22 protein-coding genes are annotated in these 23374 nt (G+C 65.4%); 10 read left to right on the top strand and 12 right to left on the bottom strand.

Features of this window, described 5'->3' with window-relative positions:
• The first annotated feature begins 202 nt into the window (after nucleotides 1-202).
• The 3 genes from C5B90_RS18865 (at nucleotide 203) to C5B90_RS18855 (ending at nucleotide 1799) form a co-directional block, all read left to right on the top strand.
• Nucleotides 203-490: a DUF5779 family protein gene (locus tag C5B90_RS18865; RefSeq protein WP_115883482.1), complete on the top strand. Its 288-nt coding sequence runs from the start codon at nucleotides 203-205 to the stop codon at nucleotides 488-490.
• Between the two features lie 107 nt (nucleotides 491-597).
• Complete coding sequence (locus C5B90_RS18860) at nucleotides 598-1284, top strand: hypothetical protein (RefSeq protein WP_115883481.1); 687 nt, start codon at nucleotides 598-600, stop codon at nucleotides 1282-1284.
• Nucleotides 1284-1799, top strand: a complete 516-nt coding sequence (locus C5B90_RS18855) for a hypothetical protein (RefSeq protein WP_115883480.1) — start codon at nucleotides 1284-1286, stop codon at nucleotides 1797-1799. The genes C5B90_RS18860 and C5B90_RS18855 overlap by 1 nt, the downstream gene beginning before the upstream one ends.
• On the opposite strand, the gene C5B90_RS18850 is transcribed toward C5B90_RS18855, so the two are convergent.
• Nucleotides 1800-2012, bottom strand: a complete 213-nt coding sequence (locus C5B90_RS18850) for a ribbon-helix-helix domain-containing protein (protein WP_004976972.1) — start codon at nucleotides 2010-2012, stop codon at nucleotides 1800-1802.
• A 138-nt stretch (nucleotides 2013-2150) separates the two neighbouring features.
• Between C5B90_RS18850 and C5B90_RS18845 the strand changes: the two genes are divergently transcribed.
• Nucleotides 2151-2477, top strand: coding sequence for a hypothetical protein (locus C5B90_RS18845; RefSeq protein ID WP_008093396.1), 327 nt, complete (start codon nucleotides 2151-2153; stop codon nucleotides 2475-2477).
• Between the two features lie 70 nt (nucleotides 2478-2547).
• On the opposite strand, the gene aglJ is transcribed toward C5B90_RS18845, so the two are convergent.
• Entirely contained in the window at nucleotides 2548-3456 is a 909-nt protein-coding gene (gene aglJ / locus C5B90_RS18840; protein WP_115883479.1) for an S-layer glycoprotein N-glycosyltransferase AglJ, read from the bottom strand.
• 111 nt (nucleotides 3457-3567) lie between these two features.
• On the opposite strand from aglJ, the gene C5B90_RS18835 reads away from it, so the two are divergent.
• Both C5B90_RS18835 and C5B90_RS18830 read left to right on the top strand, forming a co-directional pair.
• Nucleotides 3568-4722 (top strand): glycosyltransferase, encoded by a 1155-nt coding sequence (locus tag C5B90_RS18835; protein ID WP_115883478.1) that lies wholly within the window; start codon nucleotides 3568-3570, stop codon nucleotides 4720-4722.
• The gene (locus tag C5B90_RS18830; protein ID WP_115883477.1) at nucleotides 4719-5786 is read left to right on the top strand and encodes a glycosyltransferase family 4 protein; all 1068 of its coding nucleotides are present in this window, start codon (nucleotides 4719-4721) and stop codon (nucleotides 5784-5786) included. The genes C5B90_RS18835 and C5B90_RS18830 overlap by 4 nt, the downstream gene beginning before the upstream one ends.
• 56 nt (nucleotides 5787-5842) lie before the next feature.
• On the opposite strand, the gene C5B90_RS18825 is transcribed toward C5B90_RS18830, so the two are convergent.
• From C5B90_RS18825 to C5B90_RS18815, 3 genes are all read right to left on the bottom strand, one after another.
• The gene (locus C5B90_RS18825) at nucleotides 5843-7285 is read right to left on the bottom strand and encodes a lipopolysaccharide biosynthesis protein (protein WP_115883476.1); all 1443 of its coding nucleotides are present in this window, start codon (nucleotides 7283-7285) and stop codon (nucleotides 5843-5845) included.
• A gap of 48 nt (nucleotides 7286-7333) precedes the next feature.
• Nucleotides 7334-8731, bottom strand: coding sequence for a sulfatase-like hydrolase/transferase (locus C5B90_RS18820; RefSeq protein ID WP_115883475.1), 1398 nt, complete (start codon nucleotides 8729-8731; stop codon nucleotides 7334-7336).
• Nucleotides 8732-8842: 111 nt separating this feature from the next.
• Nucleotides 8843-10255, bottom strand: a complete 1413-nt coding sequence (locus C5B90_RS18815; protein WP_115883474.1) for a sulfatase-like hydrolase/transferase — start codon at nucleotides 10253-10255, stop codon at nucleotides 8843-8845.
• A gap of 101 nt (nucleotides 10256-10356) precedes the next feature.
• Between C5B90_RS18815 and C5B90_RS18810 the strand changes: the two genes are divergently transcribed.
• The gene (locus C5B90_RS18810; protein ID WP_115883473.1) at nucleotides 10357-11700 is read left to right on the top strand and encodes a sulfatase; all 1344 of its coding nucleotides are present in this window, start codon (nucleotides 10357-10359) and stop codon (nucleotides 11698-11700) included.
• 57 nt (nucleotides 11701-11757) lie between these two features.
• Here the strand turns inward: C5B90_RS18810 and C5B90_RS18805 are convergent, their stop codons facing one another.
• Both C5B90_RS18805 and C5B90_RS18800 read right to left on the bottom strand, forming a co-directional pair.
• Nucleotides 11758-12516: a hypothetical protein gene (locus C5B90_RS18805; RefSeq protein ID WP_115883472.1), complete on the bottom strand. Its 759-nt coding sequence runs from the start codon at nucleotides 12514-12516 to the stop codon at nucleotides 11758-11760.
• Between the two features lie 282 nt (nucleotides 12517-12798).
• Nucleotides 12799-13722, bottom strand: a complete 924-nt coding sequence (locus C5B90_RS18800) for a glycosyltransferase family 2 protein (protein ID WP_115883471.1) — start codon at nucleotides 13720-13722, stop codon at nucleotides 12799-12801.
• Nucleotides 13723-13855: 133 nt separating this feature from the next.
• Between C5B90_RS18800 and C5B90_RS18795 the strand changes: the two genes are divergently transcribed.
• On the top strand, nucleotides 13856-14554 hold the full coding sequence (locus tag C5B90_RS18795) for a CatB-related O-acetyltransferase (RefSeq protein ID WP_233512126.1): 699 nt from the start codon (nucleotides 13856-13858) through the stop codon (nucleotides 14552-14554).
• A 36-nt stretch (nucleotides 14555-14590) separates the two neighbouring features.
• On the opposite strand, the gene C5B90_RS18790 is transcribed toward C5B90_RS18795, so the two are convergent.
• The 3 genes from C5B90_RS18790 to C5B90_RS18780 form a co-directional block, all read right to left on the bottom strand.
• A complete protein-coding gene (locus C5B90_RS18790) occupies nucleotides 14591-15538 on the bottom strand; it encodes a hypothetical protein (RefSeq protein ID WP_115883470.1) in 948 nt (315 codons plus the stop codon).
• 106 nt (nucleotides 15539-15644) lie between these two features.
• Nucleotides 15645-17090, bottom strand: a complete 1446-nt coding sequence (locus tag C5B90_RS18785; protein WP_115883469.1) for a sulfatase — start codon at nucleotides 17088-17090, stop codon at nucleotides 15645-15647.
• 18 nt (nucleotides 17091-17108) lie between these two features.
• On the bottom strand, nucleotides 17109-17828 hold the full coding sequence (locus C5B90_RS18780) for a glycosyltransferase family 2 protein (protein WP_115883468.1): 720 nt from the start codon (nucleotides 17826-17828) through the stop codon (nucleotides 17109-17111).
• Nucleotides 17829-18014: 186 nt separating this feature from the next.
• Here C5B90_RS18780 and C5B90_RS18775 point away from each other — a divergent pair, with 186 nt between their 5' ends.
• Together C5B90_RS18775 and C5B90_RS18770 are read left to right on the top strand one after the other, a co-directional pair.
• Nucleotides 18015-21149 carry an oligosaccharyl transferase, archaeosortase A system-associated gene (locus tag C5B90_RS18775; protein WP_115883467.1) on the top strand — a complete coding sequence of 1045 codons (3135 nt, stop codon included), beginning with the start codon at nucleotides 18015-18017 and terminating at the stop codon, nucleotides 21147-21149.
• A 104-nt stretch (nucleotides 21150-21253) separates the two neighbouring features.
• On the top strand, nucleotides 21254-22222 hold the full coding sequence (locus C5B90_RS18770) for a DUF368 domain-containing protein (protein ID WP_115883466.1): 969 nt from the start codon (nucleotides 21254-21256) through the stop codon (nucleotides 22220-22222).
• 91 nt (nucleotides 22223-22313) lie between these two features.
• Here C5B90_RS18770 and C5B90_RS18765 read toward each other — a convergent pair whose 3' ends face one another.
• Complete coding sequence (locus tag C5B90_RS18765; RefSeq protein ID WP_115883465.1) at nucleotides 22314-22469, bottom strand: rubrerythrin-like domain-containing protein; 156 nt, start codon at nucleotides 22467-22469, stop codon at nucleotides 22314-22316.
• A gap of 173 nt (nucleotides 22470-22642) precedes the next feature.
• Nucleotides 22643-23197: a class I SAM-dependent methyltransferase gene (locus C5B90_RS18760; protein ID WP_115883464.1), complete on the bottom strand. Its 555-nt coding sequence runs from the start codon at nucleotides 23195-23197 to the stop codon at nucleotides 22643-22645.
• Nucleotides 23198-23374: the final 177 nt, after the last annotated feature.

Genomic DNA, 23374 nt, shown 5'->3' with positions numbered 1-23374 from the left:
TTCGATGGCTCCGGAACGATAATACAACTAAATAGAATTTAGAAACAAAATTTAGCACCCGGTGCGCGCACTCGCGACTGGACAAACGTGGAGCAAACTGCGACTGTCGTGTGGAACATGATACCAATGGGCGTGTTTTTACCGTCGAAGCCGCTCACTGCTCGACCGAACCCTTTTCTCGTCGCTCGACAACCGAGCGGGTATGGGCGATTTCAATCTCAACTTGCAGACGGCCGAAGAACATCTCGACGAGGACGACGCCGAGGGTGACGTGGTCCTCGGCGTCCTCGACGGCTCGACCCCGCCGGAGAAGTGGGTCCAGTCCGTCGCCCGCGGAAACGTCCTCTTTCTCGCCATCGAGGGTGACCTCAACAAACTCGCGTCGGGCTTCGCACGCGACGTCAAGGACATGGGCGGCCAGCTGATGCACTTCCGGAAGTTCCTCGTCGTCTCCCCGCCGGGCGTGGACATCAACACGGACGACCTCTGACCGGGCGGCTCGTCTGTCGCTCCGGCGAGCGCCGACGCGGGAGGCGAGAACCGGGCGCATCGGCCGCGGGGAGAGTCCTTATGCGCCGCGCGTCCCACGATACTGGCATGCCGATGAAAGGTCGCGGCACGTCCGACCTCCGCGAAATCGACCGATGGGACCACGGCGTCGGATGGCTCGCATACCCCGACGAGACCATGCAGCGGGCCAGTCACGCCGTCGAAGTCGACGGCGACGTGTGGCTGTTCGACCCAGTCGATGCCCCCGGCGTCGACGACCTGTTCGCCGAGTTCGGCGACGTGGCCGGCGTCGTGGTCGGACTCGACCGACACAAGCGCGACTCGGCCGCCATCGCGAACCGCCACGAAGCCCCCGTTTACGTCGCCTCGTGGATGACCGGCGTCGCCGACGAACTCGACGCGCCCGTCGAGCGCTTCGGGGCCGACCTCGCCGACTCCGGCTTCGAAGCGTTCCGTCTCGTCGACCGCTCCGTCCCGCCGTGGCAGGAGGTCGGCTTCTATCACGACGGGTACGACCTGCTCGTCGTCCCCGAGACGGTCGGCACGGTCGGCTACTTCTGCGCCCGCGGCGAGCACCTCGGCGTCCATCCGATGCTCCGGCCGTTCCCGCCGCGGCGCGTGCTCTCCCGGTACGACCCCGAGCGGCTGCTCGTCGGCCACGGCGCGGGCGTACCCGTGAACGCGGGCGACAAACTCCGGACCGCACTCGGCAACGCCCGACGAAACCTCCCGAGCGCCTACTTCCAGGCGTTCACCTCGATGCTCTCGAACTGATGTCCGACGACACGACGGCCGTGGGCGACGAGACCACGCCCGGCACCGAAGCTGAGTCTGACCGCGCGACCGACGGGGCGGCCGACGAGTCGGAGCGACAGCGAGTCCACGTCACGCGAGGGCTCGTCGACGTGCTGCTCGATATGGCCGAGGAGGCCGAGCCGACGTCGATGAACCTCGTCCTCGCGCCGACGCCCGCGGGCGAGTTCGACGAGGATCTCGGCCTCGACCCGGAGACGCCGGTGCTTACCCACTTCTACATGGCCGAGGCCGGCCAGTCCGTGAGTGCCGTCTTCGGGATGGACCTCGGGACGCCCGCCGGACGCGGCCGCGCCCGCTTTCTCACCCACCCGCAGGGACCGTTCGAACTCACGGAGCGCGACGACCTCGCGGCCGTGGTGCTCCTCGCCGTTCCCCCGTGGGAGCGGCGGACGCTGGGCGCCTTCGACCGCGCCGGGCGGAAGTTGAAACTCGTCGTGCTCGACGCCGAACCGCCGCAAGAAGAACTCGACTGACTACCGCAGATAGCCGAGGTCGGTCAGCTGTTCCGCTATCTCCTGGAACTCCGACTCCGAGAGGTCGCCGCCGGAGCGCTCGTGTTGGATGACGATGCTGCGCAGGAGGAACCGGACGAGGTCACTCGTGCTGGAGAACGTGGTTCCTTCGAGCGTGTCGTCGACGCGGGCGGCCAACTCCTTCGGTATCGAGACCGTCGTGTACTCGGTCATGGCTCGAACGTGGCTCCGGGCGGGGTTAACCCCAACGGTGGGTCGCGAACCAAACGTTCGTCGCGGTTTTTCGGCGCTCACCGGCAGTATCACCGAAGGTCGGGGGTTTTTCCATGCGGGACATCCTATACACGTTCGATGGCCGCGAGACCGCCCCAAAACGATACATCAGAGCCGGACTCAATCGAATTCGGTATCGCCGCGCTCGCCGCCGACGTCGACGCCGCAGACATCGACTACCCGGCAGACGCGAGAGAGATTGCGCGGGCGCTTGACGACGTCGCCGTGCCGATAGACGCCGCGGGCAACACGGTCGCGATAAGCGACGCCCTCGCCGCCGCGCCGAAAGACCGGTTCGACTCCCGCCGCGACCTCTTAGAGACGCTCCACCCCGTGTTCGAGGAGTTCCGCGCCAAGGCGTCGAAGAGTCTGATGGGTCGACTCCGTTCGCTCGTCCCGTTCTGAAAGCGGTCTCGGTCGAGTCCTCCGGTTCCCACGCCCGGGCGCGAGCCGACGGCGACCCCGATTCCGACGCTCACTCCAGTTCTTCGATTCGTTTCATCTGCTCGCGGTGCAGCGACAGGATGAGGTCCGAGAGCACGCCGAACATCAGCAGTTGCACGCCGAAGAGGATACCCGCCGCGGAGACGACGGCGATGACCTCGTGGGAGATAGCGCGGATAAACCACTCGTAGGCGACGTAGCCGGCGAGGCCGACCCCGGTCGCGGTCGACGTGAGCCCGACGCTGCCGAAGTAGAAAAGCGGGTTGTTGGTCTTGGCGCGGCGGTACAGTTCGAGGAAGATGATACCGCCGTCGCGGACCGGGTTGAGGTTCGTGTCCGAGCCGTTCGGTCGCGGGTAGTAGGTCGTGGGGACGACCGTCGTCGGGATGTCGCGTTTCGCGCACTCGACGGCCATCTCCGTCTCGATGCCGAAGCCGTCGGAGGTGAGCGTCATGTCGAGGAACGACTCGCGGGTGAACGCGCGGTAGCCGCTGAGGATATCGCGGAAGTCCTGGCCGTGGATAAACGCGAACGCCCGGTTGATGATGCGGTTTCCGACCTTGTTCAGCCGCGTCATCGCGCCCGGTCGCATGTCGGCGAAGCGGTCGCCGATGACGTGGTCGTACCCCTCGGTGAGCGGGCCGAGCATCTTCGTCGCGTCGCTCGCTTCGTAGGTGCCGTCGCCGTCGAGCATCAGGACGTAGGTCGCTTCGACGTGCTCTTCGACCGCCTCCCTGACCGCCTGCCCCTTCCCGCTTCCGCGCTGTACGACGACGTGCGCGCCGGCCTCCTCGGCGAGTTCTCGCGTCCCGTCCGTGGAGTCGCCGTCGATGACGAGGACGTTGTGGAACCCCTCGTCTCGGTAGCTGGCGACGACCTCGGCGATAGTCTCCGCCTCGTTGTAGGTCGGGACGAGGACGCAAACGTCCGCGTAGTCCATCAGCGGGACATCCAGCGGGCAGTATAAAAGGACTTCTGGATGTGTCCCCGCGAATGCACTGGGCGAGAGCAACCTACAGCACTTTTATTCTCGGTGGGAAAACCCCACACCATGCGCGCACGCCTTCGTCGCCTTCTCGCCGCGACGTTCGGACTCCTCTCTCTGACCGGGGTACCCTACCTCGTCTATCTCGCGTTGCTCCGGATCGTCGACACCGCGGGGTCGCCCGCCCGGAAATCCCCGGACGAGCCGACCGTGAGCATCGTCCTTCCGACCTACAACGAGGCGAGCATCATCGAGGCGAAGCTCGAAGACATCCTCGCGCTCGACTACCCGATGGAGAAAGTCGAGGTGGTCGTCGCCGACGCGAGCGACGACGACACGCCCGCGGTCGTCCGCGACTTTTTCGCCGGCCGCGACGCCCCCGAACTGACGCTCCTCCACGACGACGAGCGCCGGGGGGTCGCACCCGCCCTCAACGAGGCGTTCGCGGCGGCGAGCAACGAACTGCTCTTCCGAACCGACGCCGACTCGAAGCTCGCCCCGGACGTGCTCCGGCAGGCGGCGGCGAACCTCTCGGACCCGACTATCGGCGCGGTGACGGGCCAACAGTCCGAAGTCCTCGGCGACAGCGAGGTCGAATCGGACTACCGCGGCATCCTCACGAAGATTCAGGGCCTCGAATCCCACCTCGACTCGACGTTCATCTTCCACGGCCCCTGCTTCGCGTTCCGCGCCGAGGACTTCGTTCCCATCGACCCTGACTCCCTCGCCGACGACACCGAACTCGCGCTCCGCATCCGCCGGGCCGGCAAGCGCGTCGTGATGGACCCCGCGATGGCGTTCACCGAGTCCGGCGTCTCCGAGTTCTCGAAGCGCCGCCAGCGCAAGGACCGCCGGGCGATGGGCCTACTCAAACTCCTCGTCCAGAACCGGGACATGCTCGGCCGCTACGGGTTCTACGGGACCGTCGTCCTCCCGTTCAACTGGTGGTTCATGATCGTTTCGCCGTGGCTGCTCGCGGCGAGCGTCACGCTGGCGACCGTCGCCGGCGTCCTCCTCGCGGGGCCGCTCGGCCTCGCCGTGCCGGCCGCCGTCGCCGCCTTCGCGTGGGCCGGCCAGTCTGAACGCCTCGGCCCGCTCCAACCGCTGTACGCCGTCTTCGACTCGCAGGTGTCACTGCTCGTCGCCGCGGTCGAACTCCTCCGCGACGAGGGCGACGGCACGTGGGAACTCGACCGCGAATCGAGGGAGTACTTCGAGTGAACGTCCTCTACGTCACGACGCGGTATCCTCCGCACACCGGCGGCGTCGAGACCCACGTCGCCGAGCTCGCGTCCCGGTTCGCCGCGGCGGGACACGACGTAACGGTCCTCACCGCCGACGCCGAGGGACTCACCCGCTCGGCGGAGTACCGGGAGGGCGTCCGCGTGATTCGACACCCCGGCGTCGCCCCCGGTGGCGCGTTCCACGTCGCCCCGGAGATTCTGGCGACCCTACGCCGTCTCGTCGGCGACGCCGACATCGTCCACGCCCACAACTACCACTCGCTTCCACTCCTGTTCGCGGCGCTCGGTACCGACGCGGAGACGCCGTTTGTCGCCACCCCGCACTATCACGGCGGGAGCGCCTCCGCACTACGGGACAAACTGCTGTCCGTCTACCGAGTTCCGGGCCGCTGGGCGCTCCGCCGTGCCGACGCTCACATCGCCGTCAGCGGCTGGGAGCGCCGGCAACTCGAAGCCGACTTCGGCGTCGAGGCGACGGTGATTCCGAACGGCCTCGACGTGGCGCGGTTCGCCGAGGCGTCGCCCGACCCCGAGTGGGCGGACCGCGACTACCTGCTTTCCGTCGGGCGGTTAGAGGAGTACAAAGGCGTCCAGCACGTGATTCGAGCCCTCCCCGACCTCGATTACGACCTCGCGGTCGCCGGCTCCGGCGACTACGGGTCGGAGCTGAAGCGACTCGCCCGCGAGGTCGGCGTCGAAGACCGCGTTCACTTCCTCGGCTTCGTCGCCGACGAGGACCTACCGGGGCTGTACGCCGGTGCGGCGGCGTTCGTGACGATGTCGGAGTTCGAGGCTTACGGGATGACGGTCGCCGAGGCGCTCGCAGCGGGCACCCCGTGCGTCGTCCGCAACGCGGGAGCGCTCGTCGACTGGGCTGAGCGCCCTGACTGCGTCGGCGTTGACCCTGCAGACCTCGTCTCGGGCGTCGAGCGCGCCGTCGACCTCGACGCGCCGGCCGAGTCGCTCCCGACGTGGGAGGACGTGGTCGAACGGACGGCCACCGTCTACGACTCGGTCTGTCGCGGCAGCTGGGCCGAATAGAGAACCGAGGCCCCGTTCCAAGTCGGCACGGTAGTCTCCGCTCGATGGGCGCTGGCTTAGCTGCCCGATAGACCGGGGACCGTGTTTCTGATCGTCTCGCGGAAGTGGCTGCTCAGACCAAGGAGCGCCGCAAAGTAGGCGACGGCACCGAACCCGACGACGAGCAGCAGCGAAACCCACCCGGTGATCGAGACGGCGTATTCGATGACCGACCAGACAAGAGCGAACATGACCGCGCCGGCGACCGTCTGTTCGAGCATCGGGCGCGTGAACACGATGCCGCCGAACTCGCGGTGAGCGACGTACTGAAAGACCACGTGACGGGCGACCTCCGCGGCAACCGTGCTGGCAACGACGCCGACGAGCCCATAGACGCTCCCGAGCGCGACCGCGAGCGGGAGATGCAGGAGTACGATGAGGCTGTTCACCCGAAAGACGAGCTCCGGGCGGTCGGTTCCCTGCAGGACGGCCTCGAAGGGGTGGCGGTAGGCGTTACCGATCTGGAACAGGGTCATCCCGATAACCACGAGCACCGGCGTGTTTGCGAAGTCGCTACCGAACAGCGTCGTGACCAGCTCTTTCGGCATCGCGGCCGCGCCGAAGAAGACCGGTATCGCGATGAGCCCCGCATAAGAGATGGAGTTTATGAGGTCGAACCGCACGTCGCCGCCGACAGAGTCGACGCCGCTCGACTTAACGTTCAGCACGTTACCAATAGTCGTCGCGAACATCGCGCCGGGCTGGGCGAGCTGAATCGAGACCGAGTAGTACGCTACTGACGCCGGGCCGACGAACGCCTGGATGATGAGCACGTCGGCGCTGGAGTAGAAGTTCGACAGCATCGACGTGGGGACACTCCAGCGGGCGAAGTCGTAGATGCGCTCGGCGACCAGCTTCGTCGGGCGCGCGGGGAGGACGCGCGATAGGGCCGCGGCGAGGACGGCCGTTCCGACCGTCGCGATGGCCAGGCCGATGACGAGCCCGAACGCCTCGAAGCCGAGCCAGTAGAAGAGCAGTTGGAGCATGATGGTCAGGAGGCTCCGGATGCCGTCGACCCACGACGAGACCGCGGGGTGGCCGGTGCCGGCGTAGAGCTTGTTCGTGATATTGAACAGGCCGAGCGTCACGACCACGAGCACCACGCCGGCAGCCAGTTCGCGAGTTCCGAAGTAGTCGACCGCGTAGGGTTCGAGGAGGACGTATGCGCCGGCGACGACGAGCGAGAACGCGAGGTGTGCGAGGAGCGCCGTCCCCAAAAAGGAGTCTGGCTCGACGCCGACCTCGCTCACCCGCTTTTTCACCGCTGCGCCGATGCCGCTCGGAACCTGCGTGAGGACGAACGCGGCGGCGAGGACGGTCCGATACTTCCCCCAGCCGACATCGCCGAGGAGGTTCGCGAAGATGACCACCCCGGCGAATCCGGTGCCGGCAGTAAGGACCTTCGAGAACAGGGAGATAAACGCCTCGCGGCCGATAGAGAGGCTGTCTGTCTCTTTCATGGGGCGCTGTACGACCGGCGTGCGAGAGGGTAGTCGGTCACGGTTGGGTCAGAGGTATCCGAGCTCGCGGAGTCGGTCCGCCGTCGCGCCGTCGACGCCGAGTTCGTCTTCGGCGGACCGGGCACGCTCCGCGGAGTCGGCGACGGGCGTCTCGAAGAACGATTCATCGAGTGACTCGGCGTCGAACGAATCGTCGATGCCCGCCTGCCAGCACGGCCGGTCGGCGTCGAGGCGGTAGGTCTCTCGGCTCCCGTCGTCGGCCCAGACGAACTTCCGGTCACCGTCATAGACGGCGCGGAGCATCCGGTTCGTGTCCCGCTCCTGCTCGGCGAGCTTGTGCTGTTTGCCGCTGTGTCCGATTCGCTCGACTGGAATCCGTTCGTCGGTCACGTCGGGGCACTCGCCGCGGGCGAGGCCGACGAGGAGGTCGCCGAGTCGAAGGTGCGAAACGTAGCCGTCAACGACGTCGGTACCCTCGCTGGGCGAGTTCACGACCACGAGCGGAACGTGTGTCAGCGCCTCGTTGAGACTACTCTCGGTGTGGCCCCACAGGCCGCCGTCGGCCTCGAACGCGAGGTTGTCACCGTGATCGGAGGTGACGACGAACGTCGTCTCCTCGTCGGTCATCGACTGCACCTCGTCGATGAACGTACACACCTTGCGGTCGAGGTAGTCGATGGCCGCGCCGTAAAGGTCTCGGTAGCGCGTCATCTCGGTCTCGTCTCCCTCGGCAACGATGCGCGACCAGTCGAGGTGCTCTGAGCTCCACGAGTTCGGCGCGTCGTGGAGGTCCCTGTCGTATCCGAGGATGTGTCGCAGGGGACCGTGGGCGTCCATAAAGTTCGTAAAGAGGAAGAACGGCTCACTGGACGCGCCTACGAGGCGGTTCGCCTGCCCGATGAGCGTCTTCGCGCCATCGTCCATCGGTTTCGGGACCGGAGCGGTCGCCAGCGTGTTGTCGACCTGGACCGCAACGCCGTTGAGGAGGCTTTGAATCGGCTTTTCGTGTTCGAGCGCGCGCTTGAGGAACTCGAGTTGTTTCCCGAGGCCGGTCTTCTGTGAGGACTGGCCGAAGCGGGCCACGTCGATACCCTCAGGGAACCGCCGGTCGGGCGAGATGTTAGAGAACTCATCGAAGAAGCCGTCGAACCCGAACGACGACCCCGCCCAGACGTTGGCGCTCACGCCGAGCGCGCGGTGGTCCGGGAGGTCGGCGAGAAACGTATCGTCGCGGCCAATACCGGAGAAATCTCGGTGGTACGCATGGACACCGTGTTGGTGCGGGAGCGTCCCCGTGAACATGCTCGCGTGGCTCGGAGCGCTCCACGTACTGGCGGTGCGGCACTGGTCGTAGACGATGTCCGCCCGCTCCCGGAGCCGCGAGGAGAAGGAATCGAAGAAGTCCTTTCGGACAGTATCGAGACAGATAAGGACGACATTTCTCATACGTCGGTACAGGTGGTTGATGCGGCGGCCATAGAAAGGTTCTTCGGGACCGATATCACCGCCGAAATCGCCCGAAACCGGACGGGCGAGCAGCCGCTGGCCGGCTGCGCGTCATATGTAACCGAGGTCGCTCAGCCGCGCTTTCGTCGTCTGGTCCACGTCGTGGTCGGTGCTCGCGGTGACCGCCTCACGCTTGTACTCGTCGAGCGGGACGTCGAAGAACTCTTTATCGAGGTCACCGATATCGGCGTCCTCCGCGGTTGTTTCCTGCCAGTTCGGTCGCTCAGGGTCGAGACGATGGCGGAGCCGGTGTCCGTTTGAGTCCCACTCGTACTTGTCGGTGCCGTCGTAGACGACGCGAATCATGCGGTCCCACTCGCGGCGCTCGGCCTCGGATGCGTCGGCGGCCATGTTGGAGCCGATTCGCTCGGCGGCGATGCGGTCTTCGAATACGTCGGGGGCCTCCCCGTGTGCGAGGCCGACGAGCAAGCGACCGAGGTCGACGTGCGAGAAGTAGTCAGTTTCGTGAGCGTCGTAACCCTTCGGCGCGTTGACCACAAGAAGCGGGACGTGAAGCAGCCCCTCGGAGAGGACGCCCTTGTGGGCGAGGAGGCCGCCGTCGGCCTCGAACGCGAGGTTCTCGCCGTGGTCGGCGGTGACGACGAACGTCGTCTCCCTGTCCGTCGCCGCCTGGACGCGGTCGATGAACGAACACACTTTACGGTCGAGATAGTCGATGGCCGCGCCGTAGAGCCCACGGGTGTGTTCGATGTGCTCCCAGTTCTCCTCGAGTTCGCCGGAGACGTTGACCTCGTGGGTGCTGTACGCGCCCGTCGTCCACGAGTACGGCGCGTCGTGGAGGTCGGAATCGTAGCCACGGACGTGCGTGAGCGGCCCGTGAGCGTCCATGAAGTTCGTGAACATGAAAAACGGGTCCGCGTCGCCGTGTTCGCGGACGAGCTTCACCGCCTCGCGCGCGACGATATTCGCGCCGTCGTCGAGTGGTTTCGGAACGGGGAGCTCCGCGAACTGCCGGTCGAACTCGACGAGCGCGCCGTTGGCGAGGCTCTGGACCGGATGGTCACTGGCGAGCGAGGCTTTCAGGAAGGCGAGGTAGCGGGCGAGTCCCGTCTCCTCACACTCCTGTCCGAACTTTTCGGCGTCGATGCCATCGGGGAACCGCCGGTCGGGCGAGACGCTGGTAAAGTCGTCGAAAAGCAGGTCGAAGCCGAACGCGTCGCTGGCGTAGACGTTCGCGCTCGACCCGAACGCCCGGTGGTCCGGGAGGTCAGCGAGAAACGTGTCTTCCCGACGGAGCCCTGAGAAGTCCCGGTTGTACACGTGAATCCCGTGTTGGTGCGGTAGTTTCCCGGTCATCATGCTCGCGTGGCTCGGAACGCTCCAGCCACTCGCAGCGCGACACTGGTCGAAGGAAGCGTCGGCCCGCTCGCGCAACCGCTCGGCGAACCGGTCGAAGTAGTCCTTCCGGACGGTGTCGAGGCAGATGAGGACGACGTTTCTCATTTCGGATTGTCGGCGATTCACCGCCGGAGGTTATAGCACCTTCGAGTGCGCCGACCGCTGAGCAACAGATATTTGAACGCACCTGCCACACCACCGAAGCAATGAACACCGTGTTGATCACCGTCGACGCGCTCCGGGCCGGCCACGTCGGCCAGTACGGCTACCAGCGGGACACGCTTCCGGTCCTCGACCGCCTGCTCGACGACGACTCGACGCTGTTCACCGCCGCCTTCGCCAACGGGACCAACACGGGAATCTCGGTGCCGTCGCTTCTCACCTCCCGGTACCGCGGGGACGAACACGCCCGCGACGGACCGAACATCGCCTCTCCGCTCCCCGACGAGGTATCGACCGCCGGCATCCATTCGAACACCTATTTCGCGAGCCGCGTCCCCCGCCCGGCCGACTTCGACCACTTCGACGACTTCGGCATCATGGACTCCGAGGACTCGGGGTCGCCGTCGGCGGCCCACAGACTGTTTCGGCGGACGATGGACCTCGTCCGTCCGACGGTCGAGTCGCTCGGAATACGTCCCCTCGCCGAACGGATTCAGGAGGCCGTCTTCCCGGCGTCGCTCATCATGGAGCAGACGGTGTACGAGAACGCCGAGAAGACGACCGACCGGGCCCTGGAGTGGCTCGACGGCGTCGACGGCGACTTCTTCCTGTGGGTCCACTACATGGACCCACACCGTCCTTACGGCATCGACCTCGAGGACCCGGCGTACGCCGAGCCCGCCGACGAGTCGGAGATTCGCCGTCTCATGTCCAAGGCGGGAATCCACCCCGAAGACGTAACCGAAGCGGAGCGTCAGCGAATCGTCGATCTCTACGACTCGGATATCCGGTACACGTCCGACCACATCGACCGCTTCCTCGACGGGTTGCAGTCGCTCGGCCGCTACGACGAGACGGATATCATCCTCACCGCCGACCACGGCGAAGAGTTCGCCGACCACGGGAACTACTACCACCGGAACCGCCCCTACGACGAACTGACGCACGTCCCGCTCGTGGTGAAGTCCAACCGGGGCGACGGCGGGGTCGTCGACGAACAGCGCGAACTGCTCGACCTCGCGCCCACGGTAGCGCGAAACCACGGCGTCGAACCGCCGAGCGCGTTCCGCGGGACCGACCTCTTCGAGGGCGGTCCCCGGCGGGTCGTCTCGACCGGGTCGTTCAGCGACGCCGGCCCCGTCGTCGGCGTCCGCGAGGACGGCTGGAAGTACATCGCGGTCGACGGCGAGGAAGACGAACTGTACGACCTCCGCGCCGACCCGAAAGAGCGCGAGAACGTCGCGGCCGACCACCCCGACCGCTGTGCCTCGTTCCGGTCGGAGATTCCGCCGCACCTGCTGCGCGAGGCGACCGAGGGCGTCCCGGAGGCCGACGACGTGAGCGAGGACGTACAGAAGCGACTCGAAGAGCTCGGATATATGGATTGACTGCGAGGAGACGTCGCCAGCGGCGATAGCGTGGTGTCGTCCCGCTACGACGGGACGCTACAGGTAGCCGAGCGAAGAGAGCTTGCTATCGAGACCGACATCGTCGGGGTCGGTGGATGCGGCGGGCGGCTCGTGGGTTCCCTCGTCAGTCGCCTCGGTGACGACCCACGGAACACGAATGAGTTCCGGGACTGGAGTCGATTTGTGGTGGCCGTACAGCCCCCACTCGCCGAAACACTCGCCGTGATCCGACGTGATTATCACCCGCTCCGCATCGAGATTCGAGAGGAGGAGTTCGAGGTCATCGAGCGCCCAGCGTAGGTTGTCTAGGTAGCCCTCCCACGCCTCCTCGCGAGTTATCTTTCCGTCGAGAATCGCGCCGAATATCCCGGACCGGTCGTTCGCGTCGTCCTCGATGGCGAGCGCCCCACAATCGTGCTTCTCGAAGTGCGGGTACGGCGTGTGCGGCTGTTGGTACTGGATAATCGTTCGCTCTGGATCGAGTTCGCGGTGAGCCGCTATCGAGCGGTTCGTCACCGTCCGCGGCCGGACGCTCCCGATGTCGGTCTCCCAGGCGTCCCGCCACACCTCGTCCAACAGCAACCAGTCGTTGGGGTCGAGCATGGCGTCAGAGTTCGGGTTGAACGTGACGAACGCCGTCTGGTCCATCTCCTCGCGATACTCTTCGGTGAAGTTGTACCGCATGAACTCGCGGGAGTTCGACCCGAGCGAGGTGGCCGCCGGGACGCGACCGTTGGGGAGGAAGTCGTACCCCGATGCGACCGCTTCGAGGGCGTCGGGACGGCACGTGTCCAAAATAATCAGCGCGTCCCAGTCCCGCTCGTATATCGGTCTCCCAAGTCGTGGGGCGCGTGAATACGCCCGCCGAACCGCACCCCCCAGTAGCTCCGCGGCGCTGACTTTCGCCGCGGTCCCGAGATTCAGATTCTGATAGTACCACCGTGCGTTAGATACCCAATCGCCAAGCCCCATAGGTGATACTCCCTTCAGGGGGTTTTGAACGTTTCTCCACAGAAATACAGTTTGATAATTAGGAACCGGGTATCCCACTGTCGGCGCGAGACGTTCCAGCGTCGGTCACATGTCGGCGTATTTGCAGAACGCCTTCCTGCCCGCCTCGCTGAACTCGTCGCAGTCGACCTCGAAGCCGTAGTAGGCTTCCATCTCAGGGAGCGTCATCCGCGTCGCTGCGATGCGCGCTTCGAGCGCGCCCTTCCGCCGGAACTCCGCCGGGGCCTCGTGTCGTTCGAGCGGGAGCGATTTCAGGTAGGCGTACGGGAACGTCGCGAGGTCGTAGAGGCGCTTTAGGACCTCGCGAGGGAGGCTCCGCGGCCGCTCGAAGATGTAGTGGTGTTCGTGGTGGAGCGTCCATCGAATCGCGCTCCAGAAGGAGACGCCCGACTGGAAGTCGGTTATCTTCCCGTGGATGTCGCGGCTAATTTCGCCGCGCAGGTCGAAGTCGTAGCCCAGCGAGTCCGAGACGTGACCGTGGTCCAACCAGATGAGCGCGTCGCGGGCGTACAGCCGTCGCCAGTGGTCGCGGTCCTCTGCGCCGCCCACGTCGTAGTACGGCACGTCGAGCAGGAGTCCACGGGGAGCGATGTTCATCCCGCGCCCGCTGAGGAAGAAGGGGCGGTCGACCTGCGCCTCCAGCGCGTGGAATATCTCGACGAAGTCCTCGATGACCCCCTCGTGGTAGTAGTCGTCCGTGTCGAGCGATTCGAGGACGTACTCGCCGCGGGACTCCTCGAAGGAGATGTTTCGGTCCCCGCCGAGCCAGTTGCACTCGTCCGACCGGTCAAGAACCGCCCGCAGATTGTCGAATTCGGCCTCCAGCTCGCGGAGGATATCGCGGCTACCGTCGGTCGAACCGCCGTCGACGACGACGACCTCGTACAGCTCCTCGTCGACCTGCTCAACCATGCTCCGAAGCGACTCCTCGATGGTCTCGGCCATGTTGTAGTTACAGACCGCGATGGAGTAGCGAGGGGAACTGGACATACTCAGAGTGCCCCACACGAGGTTAAAAATCAACTGTCCGGTCGTCATCGTAGCCATTGCTCATCGTGCTTCTCTATCAACATTGATAACCGAGAGGAAAGGGTAATATAGCACCACGCGGAGACTCCGTACAATGCGGAGCGTAAAGACGACTGTCGAATCCGTGGTTTCGCGGCTTGGTTACCCCGAGGTCGCCACGACGCTCATCGACAAGTCGCCCGCGGAGACGAACTTCTCACGGGGGCGGAACGTCAGCATCGAATCCGGCTGTTCGATGCGAGGAGATATCTCACTCAGTGACGACGTGCACGTCGGTCCCGACTGCGTACTCAACGGGACGGTAGGTCTCGGGCGGGGGACGAACCTCAACGGTCGGAACACACTCAGAGGGACCGTCGATATCGGACGGTACTGTGCCGTTGCCCCCGGTGCGGAGTTTCGGTCGAAGAACCACACGACCGCGAATCCGACGCTGCAGTTGAAACTGTACCGACAGGTCACCGGCGACGAGTTGGCGTGGACCTCGAAAGGAGACATCGACATCGGAAGTGACGTGTGGATCGGTTCGAACGCGACCGTCCTCTCGGGGGTCTCAATCGGCCACGGCGCAATCGTCGGCGCGGGGGCCGTCGTGACGAGCGACGTAGAGCCCTACGCCGTTGTCGCTGGCGTCCCCGCCGAACGAAAGAAGTGGCGGTTCGACGAACACATCCGAGAGGAACTGCTCGACACGGCGTGGTGGAACTGGTCGGAGGAGAAGGTAGCAGAGAACAGGCAGTTCTTCGAGACGGACCTCACGAGCATCGAGAGCGTCTCCGACGTGCTCGGGTGAGACTGCCGAACGAATCCGAATCGGAACCCCAGCTGACTACTTGTAGCCGAGATTCTCCAGTCGCTCCGTGACCTCCGCGGAGGTGGCGCGGCTGCTGGACTCGACGCCGTCGTCGGTGATAGTCGGCCGCTCGCCGTCGAGGACCGCCCACGGGACCGTCACGAGGCCGGGATGGCGGTGGTACGGCAGGTGTTGGTGGTAGGTGAACGGCAGCGGCCACGACTTTGCTTCGACCACGTTGCCGTGGTCGGACGTGAGGACGATGCGCTCGTCGAACGCGTCGATGAGCCGTTGGACCTCGTCCATCGCGTAGGTCAGGTTCTCGCCGTACGCCTGCCACATCTCTTCTTCGTCGACGATGCCCTTGGCCGCGGCCTCGAAGACGTTTCCGGCGCGGTCGTCGCCGTCCATGTCCAGGTCCTCGAACAGCTGGTAGGTACAGAAGTGGAGGTCCGGGCGGCCGACGAACGGGACGTGCGGTTGCATCAGGTGGACGATGAGCCGCTTGTCCGGGTACTCTTCGCGCGCTCGAATCGCGGCGTCGATGATGGGCCCGGGGAGAATCGCCTCCACGTCGTCGTCGTAGGCGTCCTGCCACACTTCGAAGAGCTTGTGCCACTTGTCCGGCACCTTCTTCGAGACCTGCGGGTTGCCCGAGACGTAGACGATGTCGCCGTACTCGTCGGGGAACGAGACCGGGAGCCACTCGGGAGTCGCACTCGCTCGACTGGTCTCCGCGCGGTAGTCGTCGAACTGGTCGAGGTCGACGAACTCCTCGAAGAGGTCGGCCCGGCACGCGTCAAGGACGATGAGCGTGTCCCAATCCGCGTCGACCACGTCGATACCGCGCCTGCCCGGATACAGTTTCGTCTGAATCGCCCCGTTTCCCCGCCGCATCAGCGTCCCCCGCCACCAGTTCAAACTCCGGCCGTTCTCGGCGATCTGCGAGAGGCCGTATTTGATCCGGTCGAATGCGTTCGACATAGAGGACCGGACCCAACCGACCAAAGAAAAACTTTCTATGGCTTCGGAACACGACGGGCCGCGACGGCGACCCGCCGTCACAGCGACTCCGCCCGTAGACGCCCCGTTACAGGTACCCTAAGTCCTTCAGGCGCTCTTTCGTTGCACCCTCGGCGGCATCGATGCCCTCGCTCTCCTCGCGGACGCCGAGATCGTCGAACGCGCCGAACGTCTCCGAGACGACGCCGTCGTCGGTATCGGCGGCCTTCCACGCGGTCTTCGCGTCGAAGATGCGAACCGTGCTGGCGGCGTCCTCCCAAGACTGATACTGCACCACGCCCTCGTCGGTCGTCTCGTAAACGGTCCGTGAGACGCCTCCGTAGGGCATGACGGACCCGCAGAACTCCTCGGCGAGCGCCTGTGAGGGTTCGTCGAGGCCGTGGGTCGAGGCGACGACCGCCCCGTCGTCGGGGACGAACGCGTCGCGGTCCCAGTCGCCGTCAAGGACGGCGTCGACCACCCGTGGGAATTCGGTGAGCGAGGCCGCCGCGGAGACCGTCTCCGGGTCCGTCTGTCCAGGGAACTTGACCACGAGCGGGACGTGGAGGACCGCTTCGTGGACGTCCTTGCCGTGACCGGCGAGTCGGACGTCAGGCTTGACTTGGCTCATCTCGCCGAAGCCCTCGCCGTGGTCGCCGGTGACGACGATGAGAGTGTCCTCATACTCGCCACGGTCTTTCAGCGTCGAGACGAGGCGCTCGATTTGGGCGTCCATCTGGTGGATAGTTCCGTCGTACAGCCCCTCCATGGCGCGTTTCTCCCACCACGGGCGGTGATCACCGAGGTACTCCCACACCTGGTCGTCAACGTCCTGTTGGAGTTTCTGGAGGCGCTTTCCGCCCCACTTGTCGTGTTCCGGACGGGGTTCGTACGGCATGTGACCGTCCATAAGGTTGATGCAGGCGGCCCACGGGTCGTCGCGGTTCCGCTCCCAGTCCAAAAAGAGGTCGACGTACACGTCGGCGGGCGTCGTCGCCTTCAGCGAGTCGGGAAGGTACTGCGGGTAGTCCCACGCGAGCTTCGTGACGAGTCCGTTCGCGAGCGACTTCGCCGGGTGGTCGTGGGAGAGACACCGCTTGAGGTAGCCGACGTAGTTACCCTGACCCTCGGTGAGCACGAAATTGCTCGGGTCGAGCCCCTCGACGTACGGGATGTTCCGTGCTCCCTCGACGGTCTGGAAGGTCTCTTTCAGCCCCACGTCCATCTCGGTGACCCACGTGTTCTCCGAGAAGATACCCGTCGAGTAGCCCTCGTCGTCGGCGAGGCGCTCGAAGACGGTGTGACCGGGTTCGAGCTTGTTCTTCGCGCCGGTGACGCCGTGTTCGGCCACGTGGTAGCCGGTGAAGATGCTGGTGTGGCTCGGGAGGCTCCACGAGCCGGGGCTGATTCCGGTCTCGTAAACCGTGGCCTCGTCGGCGAGCGATTCCAAGAACGGGGTTGTCCGGTGTTCGTGTCCGTGCAGGCTGGTGTTGCTCGCACGGACGCTGTCCATGATGAGGAGTAGGATATTCATGATTCGGAGGTCTGAAATTCAGTGTTCGAGCGGTGCGTCGTCGGTGTCGCTGAGCGAGAAAACGTCACCAGTCCACGACGCGTCGTACTCGATTTTCGACGGGGAGATGACGTTCACCTTCGCGAGCGCCAGTTTGAGCGCGGGAACCGCGACCTGTTTCGGGTGGCGCTTGAACAGGTAGAACAGCCATTCGAGGTGCGTCCCCGTATCGAAGTCGGACTCGGTATCGTGGTGCGGGACGATGCGACGGGGCAGACGGTGAACCTCCGCGCCGGCCTTCTCGGCGCGAATCGCGAAGTCGGTGTCGCCGCCGTGTTCGCGGTTCTCGTCGAAGCCGCCGACGCGTTCCCACAGGCTTCGGTGGAATATCATGAACCTGGTGAGCGTCCACCGCATGGGCCAGAAGTCTTCTAGCCCGACGACCTGGAACTCGTGCATCGAGTCAACGAGGTGGGCCGCGAGCCGAGTGGGGAAGGTGATGTCGTCGTCGGCGACGATTATCCACTCGTTTTCGGCCTCCTCGATAGCTCTGTTTCGCGCGTAGTTGCGGCCCTTGTCGGTGCGGACGACGACGTCGAGCCACTCCGGGGCGGTCTCACTGGAGTAACATCGCTCTCGGTTGCTCGCGACGACGAGCGACGCGTCGGAGAGGGTGGCGGTCACGTCGAGCGCCCGCGCCGTGTCGTCGCGGTACGACGCACCCTCGTGGCTCCTGTCTTCCGTATCCCCGTCGGCCATACTGAGTGCTATCAGAAGGTCCCCTATAAAGAGTGTCGTTCGCGCGGGTCGGTGCTCGATCGGTCGCGAAACTGCGACCTGACGGCCGCAAAACCACTCTGAACCGGGTCTCGACGGGAGCGAGCCTGTCTCGCCGATGAAACCGAGTCATAAGGCTTATGCGGGTTTTCCCAGTCCATCGAAGCGATGAGCGCAGACACAGAGCGCATCGAGGGTCCCGACTCGAAGTCGGTCCTCGACCTCGCCAAAGACTGGTATCACGTCCCCGCCCTCCTCGTGATACTGGTCGCCATGTTGGCCGTCCGTCTTCGGTCGTATAGCAACTTTATCAGGGACGGTGATGTCCTCTTCTCCGGAAACGACGCTTGGTATCACCTCCGAGAGGTGACGTACACCGTCCAGAACTGGCCGTCGACGATGCCGTTCGACCCGTGGACGTACTTCCCGTTCGGGACGAGCGTCGGCCAGTTCGGGACGATTTACGACCAGATTATCGCCACGGCCGCCCTCGTCGTCGGCCTCGGCAGTCCGTCGGCCGACCTCGTCGCCAAGGCACTGCTCGTCGCCCCGGCTGTCTTCGGGGCGCTCGTAGCCATTCCGACGTTCCTCATCGGCCGTCGTCTCGGCGGTCGTCTCGGCGGCATCTTCGGGGTCGTTATCCTCGCTTTGCTCCCCGGGACGTTCCTCCAGCGCGGCCTCGTCGGCTTCGCCGACCACAACATCGCCGAGCCGTTCTTCCAGGGCTTCGCGGTCGTCGCTATCATGATCGCCCTTACCGTGGCGAACCGCGAGAAGCCCGTCTGGGAACTCGTCGCCGCCCGCGACTTCGACGCCCTCCGCTCCACCCTCATCTGGTCCGCGCTCGCCGGCGTGGGCATGGCGCTCTACATGTGGGCGTGGCCGCCGGGCGTCCTTCTGGTCGGTATCTTCGGCCTGTACCTGGTCCTCCAGATGGTCGCCGACTACGTCGGCGGACAGTCCCCGGAACACGTCGCGTTCGTCGGTGCGGTCTCGATGGCCGTCACCGGCCTCCTGATGTTCGTCCCGCTGACCGACTTCTCGTTCAGCGTGACGAACTTCAGTCTCCTCCACCCCGTGTTCGCCTTCGGTATCGGCGCGGGCGCGGTGTTCCTCGCCGCGCTGGCCCGGTGGTGGGAGTCTAACGACGTTGACGACCGTGGCTACCCGGTTGCGGTCGCCGCCCTCGGCCTCGTCGCCGTCATCGGCACGGCCGTCGTCCTCCCCGACGCCTTCCGTCAGGTGAGCGTCAACTTCCTCCGCACCGTCGGCTTCAGCGCCGGTGCGGCGACGCGCACCATCGGCGAGGCACAGCCCTTCATCGCCGCGAGCGTCCTGCAGAACAGCGGCATGACCGCCACCGAGCGCATCATGTCCGAGTACGGCTTCACGTTCTTCACCGGCCTCGTCGGTGCCATCTGGCTCGTCGGCAAGCCGCTCGTCCGCGACGGCGACACTCGGAAAATCGGCTACGTCGCCGGCAGCCTCGCCGTCTTCGGCGTTATCTTCCTGATTCCGGCCATCCCGGCCGGCATCGGTGGGGTCCTCGGCCTCGAATCCTCGCTCGTCAGCCTCGCCATCGCGAGCGCCCTCATCGTCGGCGCGGTGCTGCAGGCCGACTACGAGAGTCAACACCTGTTCGTGCTCGTCTGGGCGGCCATCATCACCTCGGCCGCCTTCACGCAGGTCCGCTTCAACTACTACCTCGCGGTCGTGGTCGCGGTGATGAACGCGTACCTCCTCCGCGAGATTCTCTCGCTCGGTATCATCGACCTCGCCGGCACCGACCGCCTCGACGACGTGTCGTACGGGACGGTCGCGGTCGTCGCCATCGCCCTGCTTCTCGTCCTCACCCCGGTGCTCGTCGTGCCGATTCAACTCGGCAACGCCGGCACCAGCAGCAACGCCATCGAGTCCGCTCAGACCGGACCGGGCACGGTGACGCAGTGGCAGGACAGCTTCGAGTGGATGCAGAACAGCACGCCCGAAGAAGGGCAGTTCGGCGGCGCATCCAACGAGATGGAGTACTACGGAACTTACGAGCGGACGAACGACTTCGACTACGCCGAAGGGACTTACGGCGTCATGTCGTGGTGGGACTACGGTCACTGGATAACCGTCCTCGGCGAGCGCATCCCGAACGCCAACCCGTTCCAGCAGGGCGCGACCGAGGCCGCGAACTTCCTCCTCGCGCCGAACGAGGAGCAGGCCTCCGACGTCCTCGCCGACATGAGCGAGGAGGGTAACGAGACCCGCTACGTCATGGTCGACTGGCAGATGGCCTCGACCGACTCGAAGTTCGGTGCGCCGACCGTCTTCTACGACGAGTCGAACGTCTCCACGTCCGACTTCTACAGTACGATGTACCGCCTGCAGGAGCAGGAGGGTCAGACGAGAGTCGCCGCCGTGTCGAGCCTCAAAGACCAGCGGTACTACGAGAGCCTGATGGTTCGGCTCTACGCGTACCACGGCAGCGCCCGTGAGGCGTCACCCATCGTCGTCGACTGGGAAGAACGCACGTCCGCCGACGGCGAGACCACGTTCAAGGTGACGCCGTCCGACGGGCAGGCAGTCAGAGTGTTCGACAACATGAGCGCCGCCGAGGAGTACGTCGCGAACGACCCGACCTCGCAGATCGGTGGTATCGGCACGTTCCCCGAGGAACGCGTCGCTGCCCTCGAACACTACCGCCTCGTGAAGTCCTCGAACAACTCGGCGCTCCGTTCGGGGTCGTACCAGAACTCGCTCGTCCGCGAGGGGAACACCTACGGCATCCAAGCACAGGCGCTCGTTCCCAACAACCCGTCGTGGGTCAAGACGTTCGAGCGCGTCCCCGGCGCGACGGTCGAAGGCAGCGGTGCCCCGGCCAACGCGACGGTGACCGCCCGCGTGCAGATGCGCGACCAGACCACGGGTACGAACTTCACCTACACGCAGCAGGCGCAGACCAACGCAGACGGTGAGTTCACGATGACGCTCCCGTACTCCACGACCGGCTACAACGAGTACGGCCCGGACAACGGCTACACGGACGTCAGCGTCCGCGCGACGGGTGGCTACACGTTCACCGGCCCGACGACGTTCGCCGGGAACAACACCATCGTCAGCTACCAGTCCCAGAACGTCGCCGTCGATGAAGGCCTCGTCAACGGTGCCGAAGACGGTGCCGTGGAGGTCACCCTCGAACGGAACGAACAGGAGTTCGACCTGACGGAGAACTCCGCTTCGAACGACTCGCAGACGAACGAGTCGTCGTCGACCTCGGCGTCGGTCGACGCGACCGCGGTCCCGGCCGCCGCGTAGGACCGGAACCGGTCCCCGCGCCGCCCGCAGTTTCACGCTTTTTTCGCGCACGGTCCGCAGAGCGGTGGACTGATGTCCTTCCCGAGCGAGCATCCGACAACGAAATGTCGAGGAACTCAGACGGGGCGACAGCCCGCTTCTCGTGGCTTCTCATCTACCTGAAGGGCGTCTGTATGGGTGCCGCCGACGCCGTTCCGGGCGTCTCGGGCGGCACCATCGCGCTCATCACGGGCATCTACGAACGGCTCATCAGCGCGGTGACGGCCATCACGCCCGGCCGCATCAAGCGCGCTCTCGGCATCGTCGTGCCGGGACGCCGAGCCGACGCAATCGCGGCGATGCGCGAGGTCGACGTCGGCTTCCTGCTCGCGCTCGGTGCGGGCATCGCCACCGCCATCGTGACCGTGATGCGCGTGCTGCACATCGCGCTCAACGACGCGCCGGTCCCCACCTACGGCTTCTTCTTCGGGCTCATCGCCGCGTCGGCGGTCGTCCTGTACGCGCAGGTCTCGCTCGACGGACCACGGCAAATCGCGGCGGCCGTCGCCGGGTTCGTCATCGCCTTCGTCGCCTCCGGCGGGGGCGGCGGCGCGTTCGGACACTCGCTTCCCGCGATAGCGGTCGCCGGCGGTATCGCCGTCAGCGCGATGATTCTCCCCGGCGTCTCCGGGTCGCTTCTCCTGTTGATTCTCGGCCAGTACGAGTACATGAATGCGGCGCTCAACACGTTCATCGACCGCCTCATCGACGTCGCCAGCGGTGCGCCGCTGTCGGTCGTCATCGAGCCGGGGACGGTCGTCGTCACGTTCATGATCGGGGCGGTCGCCGGCCTGTTCAGCATCGCACACGTCGTCCGCTGGGCGCTCGAACACCACCGACGGGCGACGCTCGCGTTCCTCGTGAGCCTCATCGTCGGCGCGCTCCGAGCGCCGGTAGTAGAGAGCAGCAGCGCACTCGTGGATGCGGGTCGGTCGTGGACGACAGAGCTCTACGCCGCGTTCGCCGTGGCCGCGGTCGTCGGCGCGGCGGTCGTCCTACTCGTCGACCGGTACACGGGAATCATCGAGTCCTGAGCAGGCCGTCGCGGCGGGCGGCCACGGCGACCCGTCGGACTGTCTGTTCGGATCCGATACGCTCACGGCGTCGCTCAGGCGACAGCGAGGGTCACTCGCGGGCGACGGCGATGTTACGAACCGACCCGCCGCAGTCGGGACACTCGGACAGGTGAGACCCACTGACCGTCCGCGTGCGACAAGAGCGACACTCGTAGTACCCCTCTGTCGGGTGATAGTCGTCGATGACTGAGTTATGCAATGCCATGGTATGTCGAACCATGGTTTTCGTGGTAAGCGTTGTCCTGATATTCACCAAATTGCTCTAGGATGTTAATATTTACAACCGCGTTAGTCCGAGAGGCGGAACCATATTGACTACTCGGTTCCTCATATCTCAATTCTTGTGAGAAGGTCTTTCCATCTTCCCTGTCGGTCGCGTCAGCGCTGGGCGACGCAGACGAACGTCTCGCGGCGCGTCTCACCGTGAGTAACGGTGAAGCCGACCGATTCGAGCGCGTCGGTAGCGTCGCCAAGACCGAAGCGCTCGTCGAGCGGCGGCCCGTTCTCCCCCGACCCGGATGTGGACCAATCGACCACGACCACGGTACCGCCGGGACGGACGGCGCGGGCGAGTTCGGCGAGCGCGTCGTCGGTGGCGAACTCGTGGTAGGTCATCGTCGAGAACGCGGCGTCGAGGTGGTCGTCGTCGAACGGAAGCGATGCCACGTCGGCCGTGACGAACTCGACGTTGTCGGGCGCTCCCTTCTCGCGGTAGTAGTCGTGCATGACCTCCTGTACGTCCACCGCGTAGAGCGTGCCGACGTGGGGTGCGACCTCGTCGGTGAAAAAGCCGGTCCCGCTCCCGAGGTCGGCGACGACTCGCTCGGGCGCAACGCCGAGGTGCGAGAGCAGTTCCTCTCGGGAGACGAATCGGAACCGCGTGGGGTCGTCGAGTTTCGCCGCCCTGTCGGCGTCGAAGGTGTGAAAGCCCATGGAATCACTCCGCGCCCCGGCCCGTAAGTCCCATCGGTTCCGGAAGACACGTGTTCGACTCGCACACAACCGACCCGGTGAGGTCGCTCCGGCGGCGAGCGGCCGGGTGCCGAGCGGGCCGACCGCGAAACTGCCGACGGCGATGGGCTTTTTTGCCCGGCAGTCAGTCTCACACGT

Origin of the sequence: Haloferax sp. Atlit-12N, assembly GCF_003383095.1 — an archaeon.
In the GTDB taxonomy this organism is placed as follows: domain Archaea; phylum Halobacteriota; class Halobacteria; order Halobacteriales; family Haloferacaceae; genus Haloferax.
Note: the sequence above shows the minus strand (reverse complement) of the source record. Positions and strands in the feature narration are given on the sequence as shown.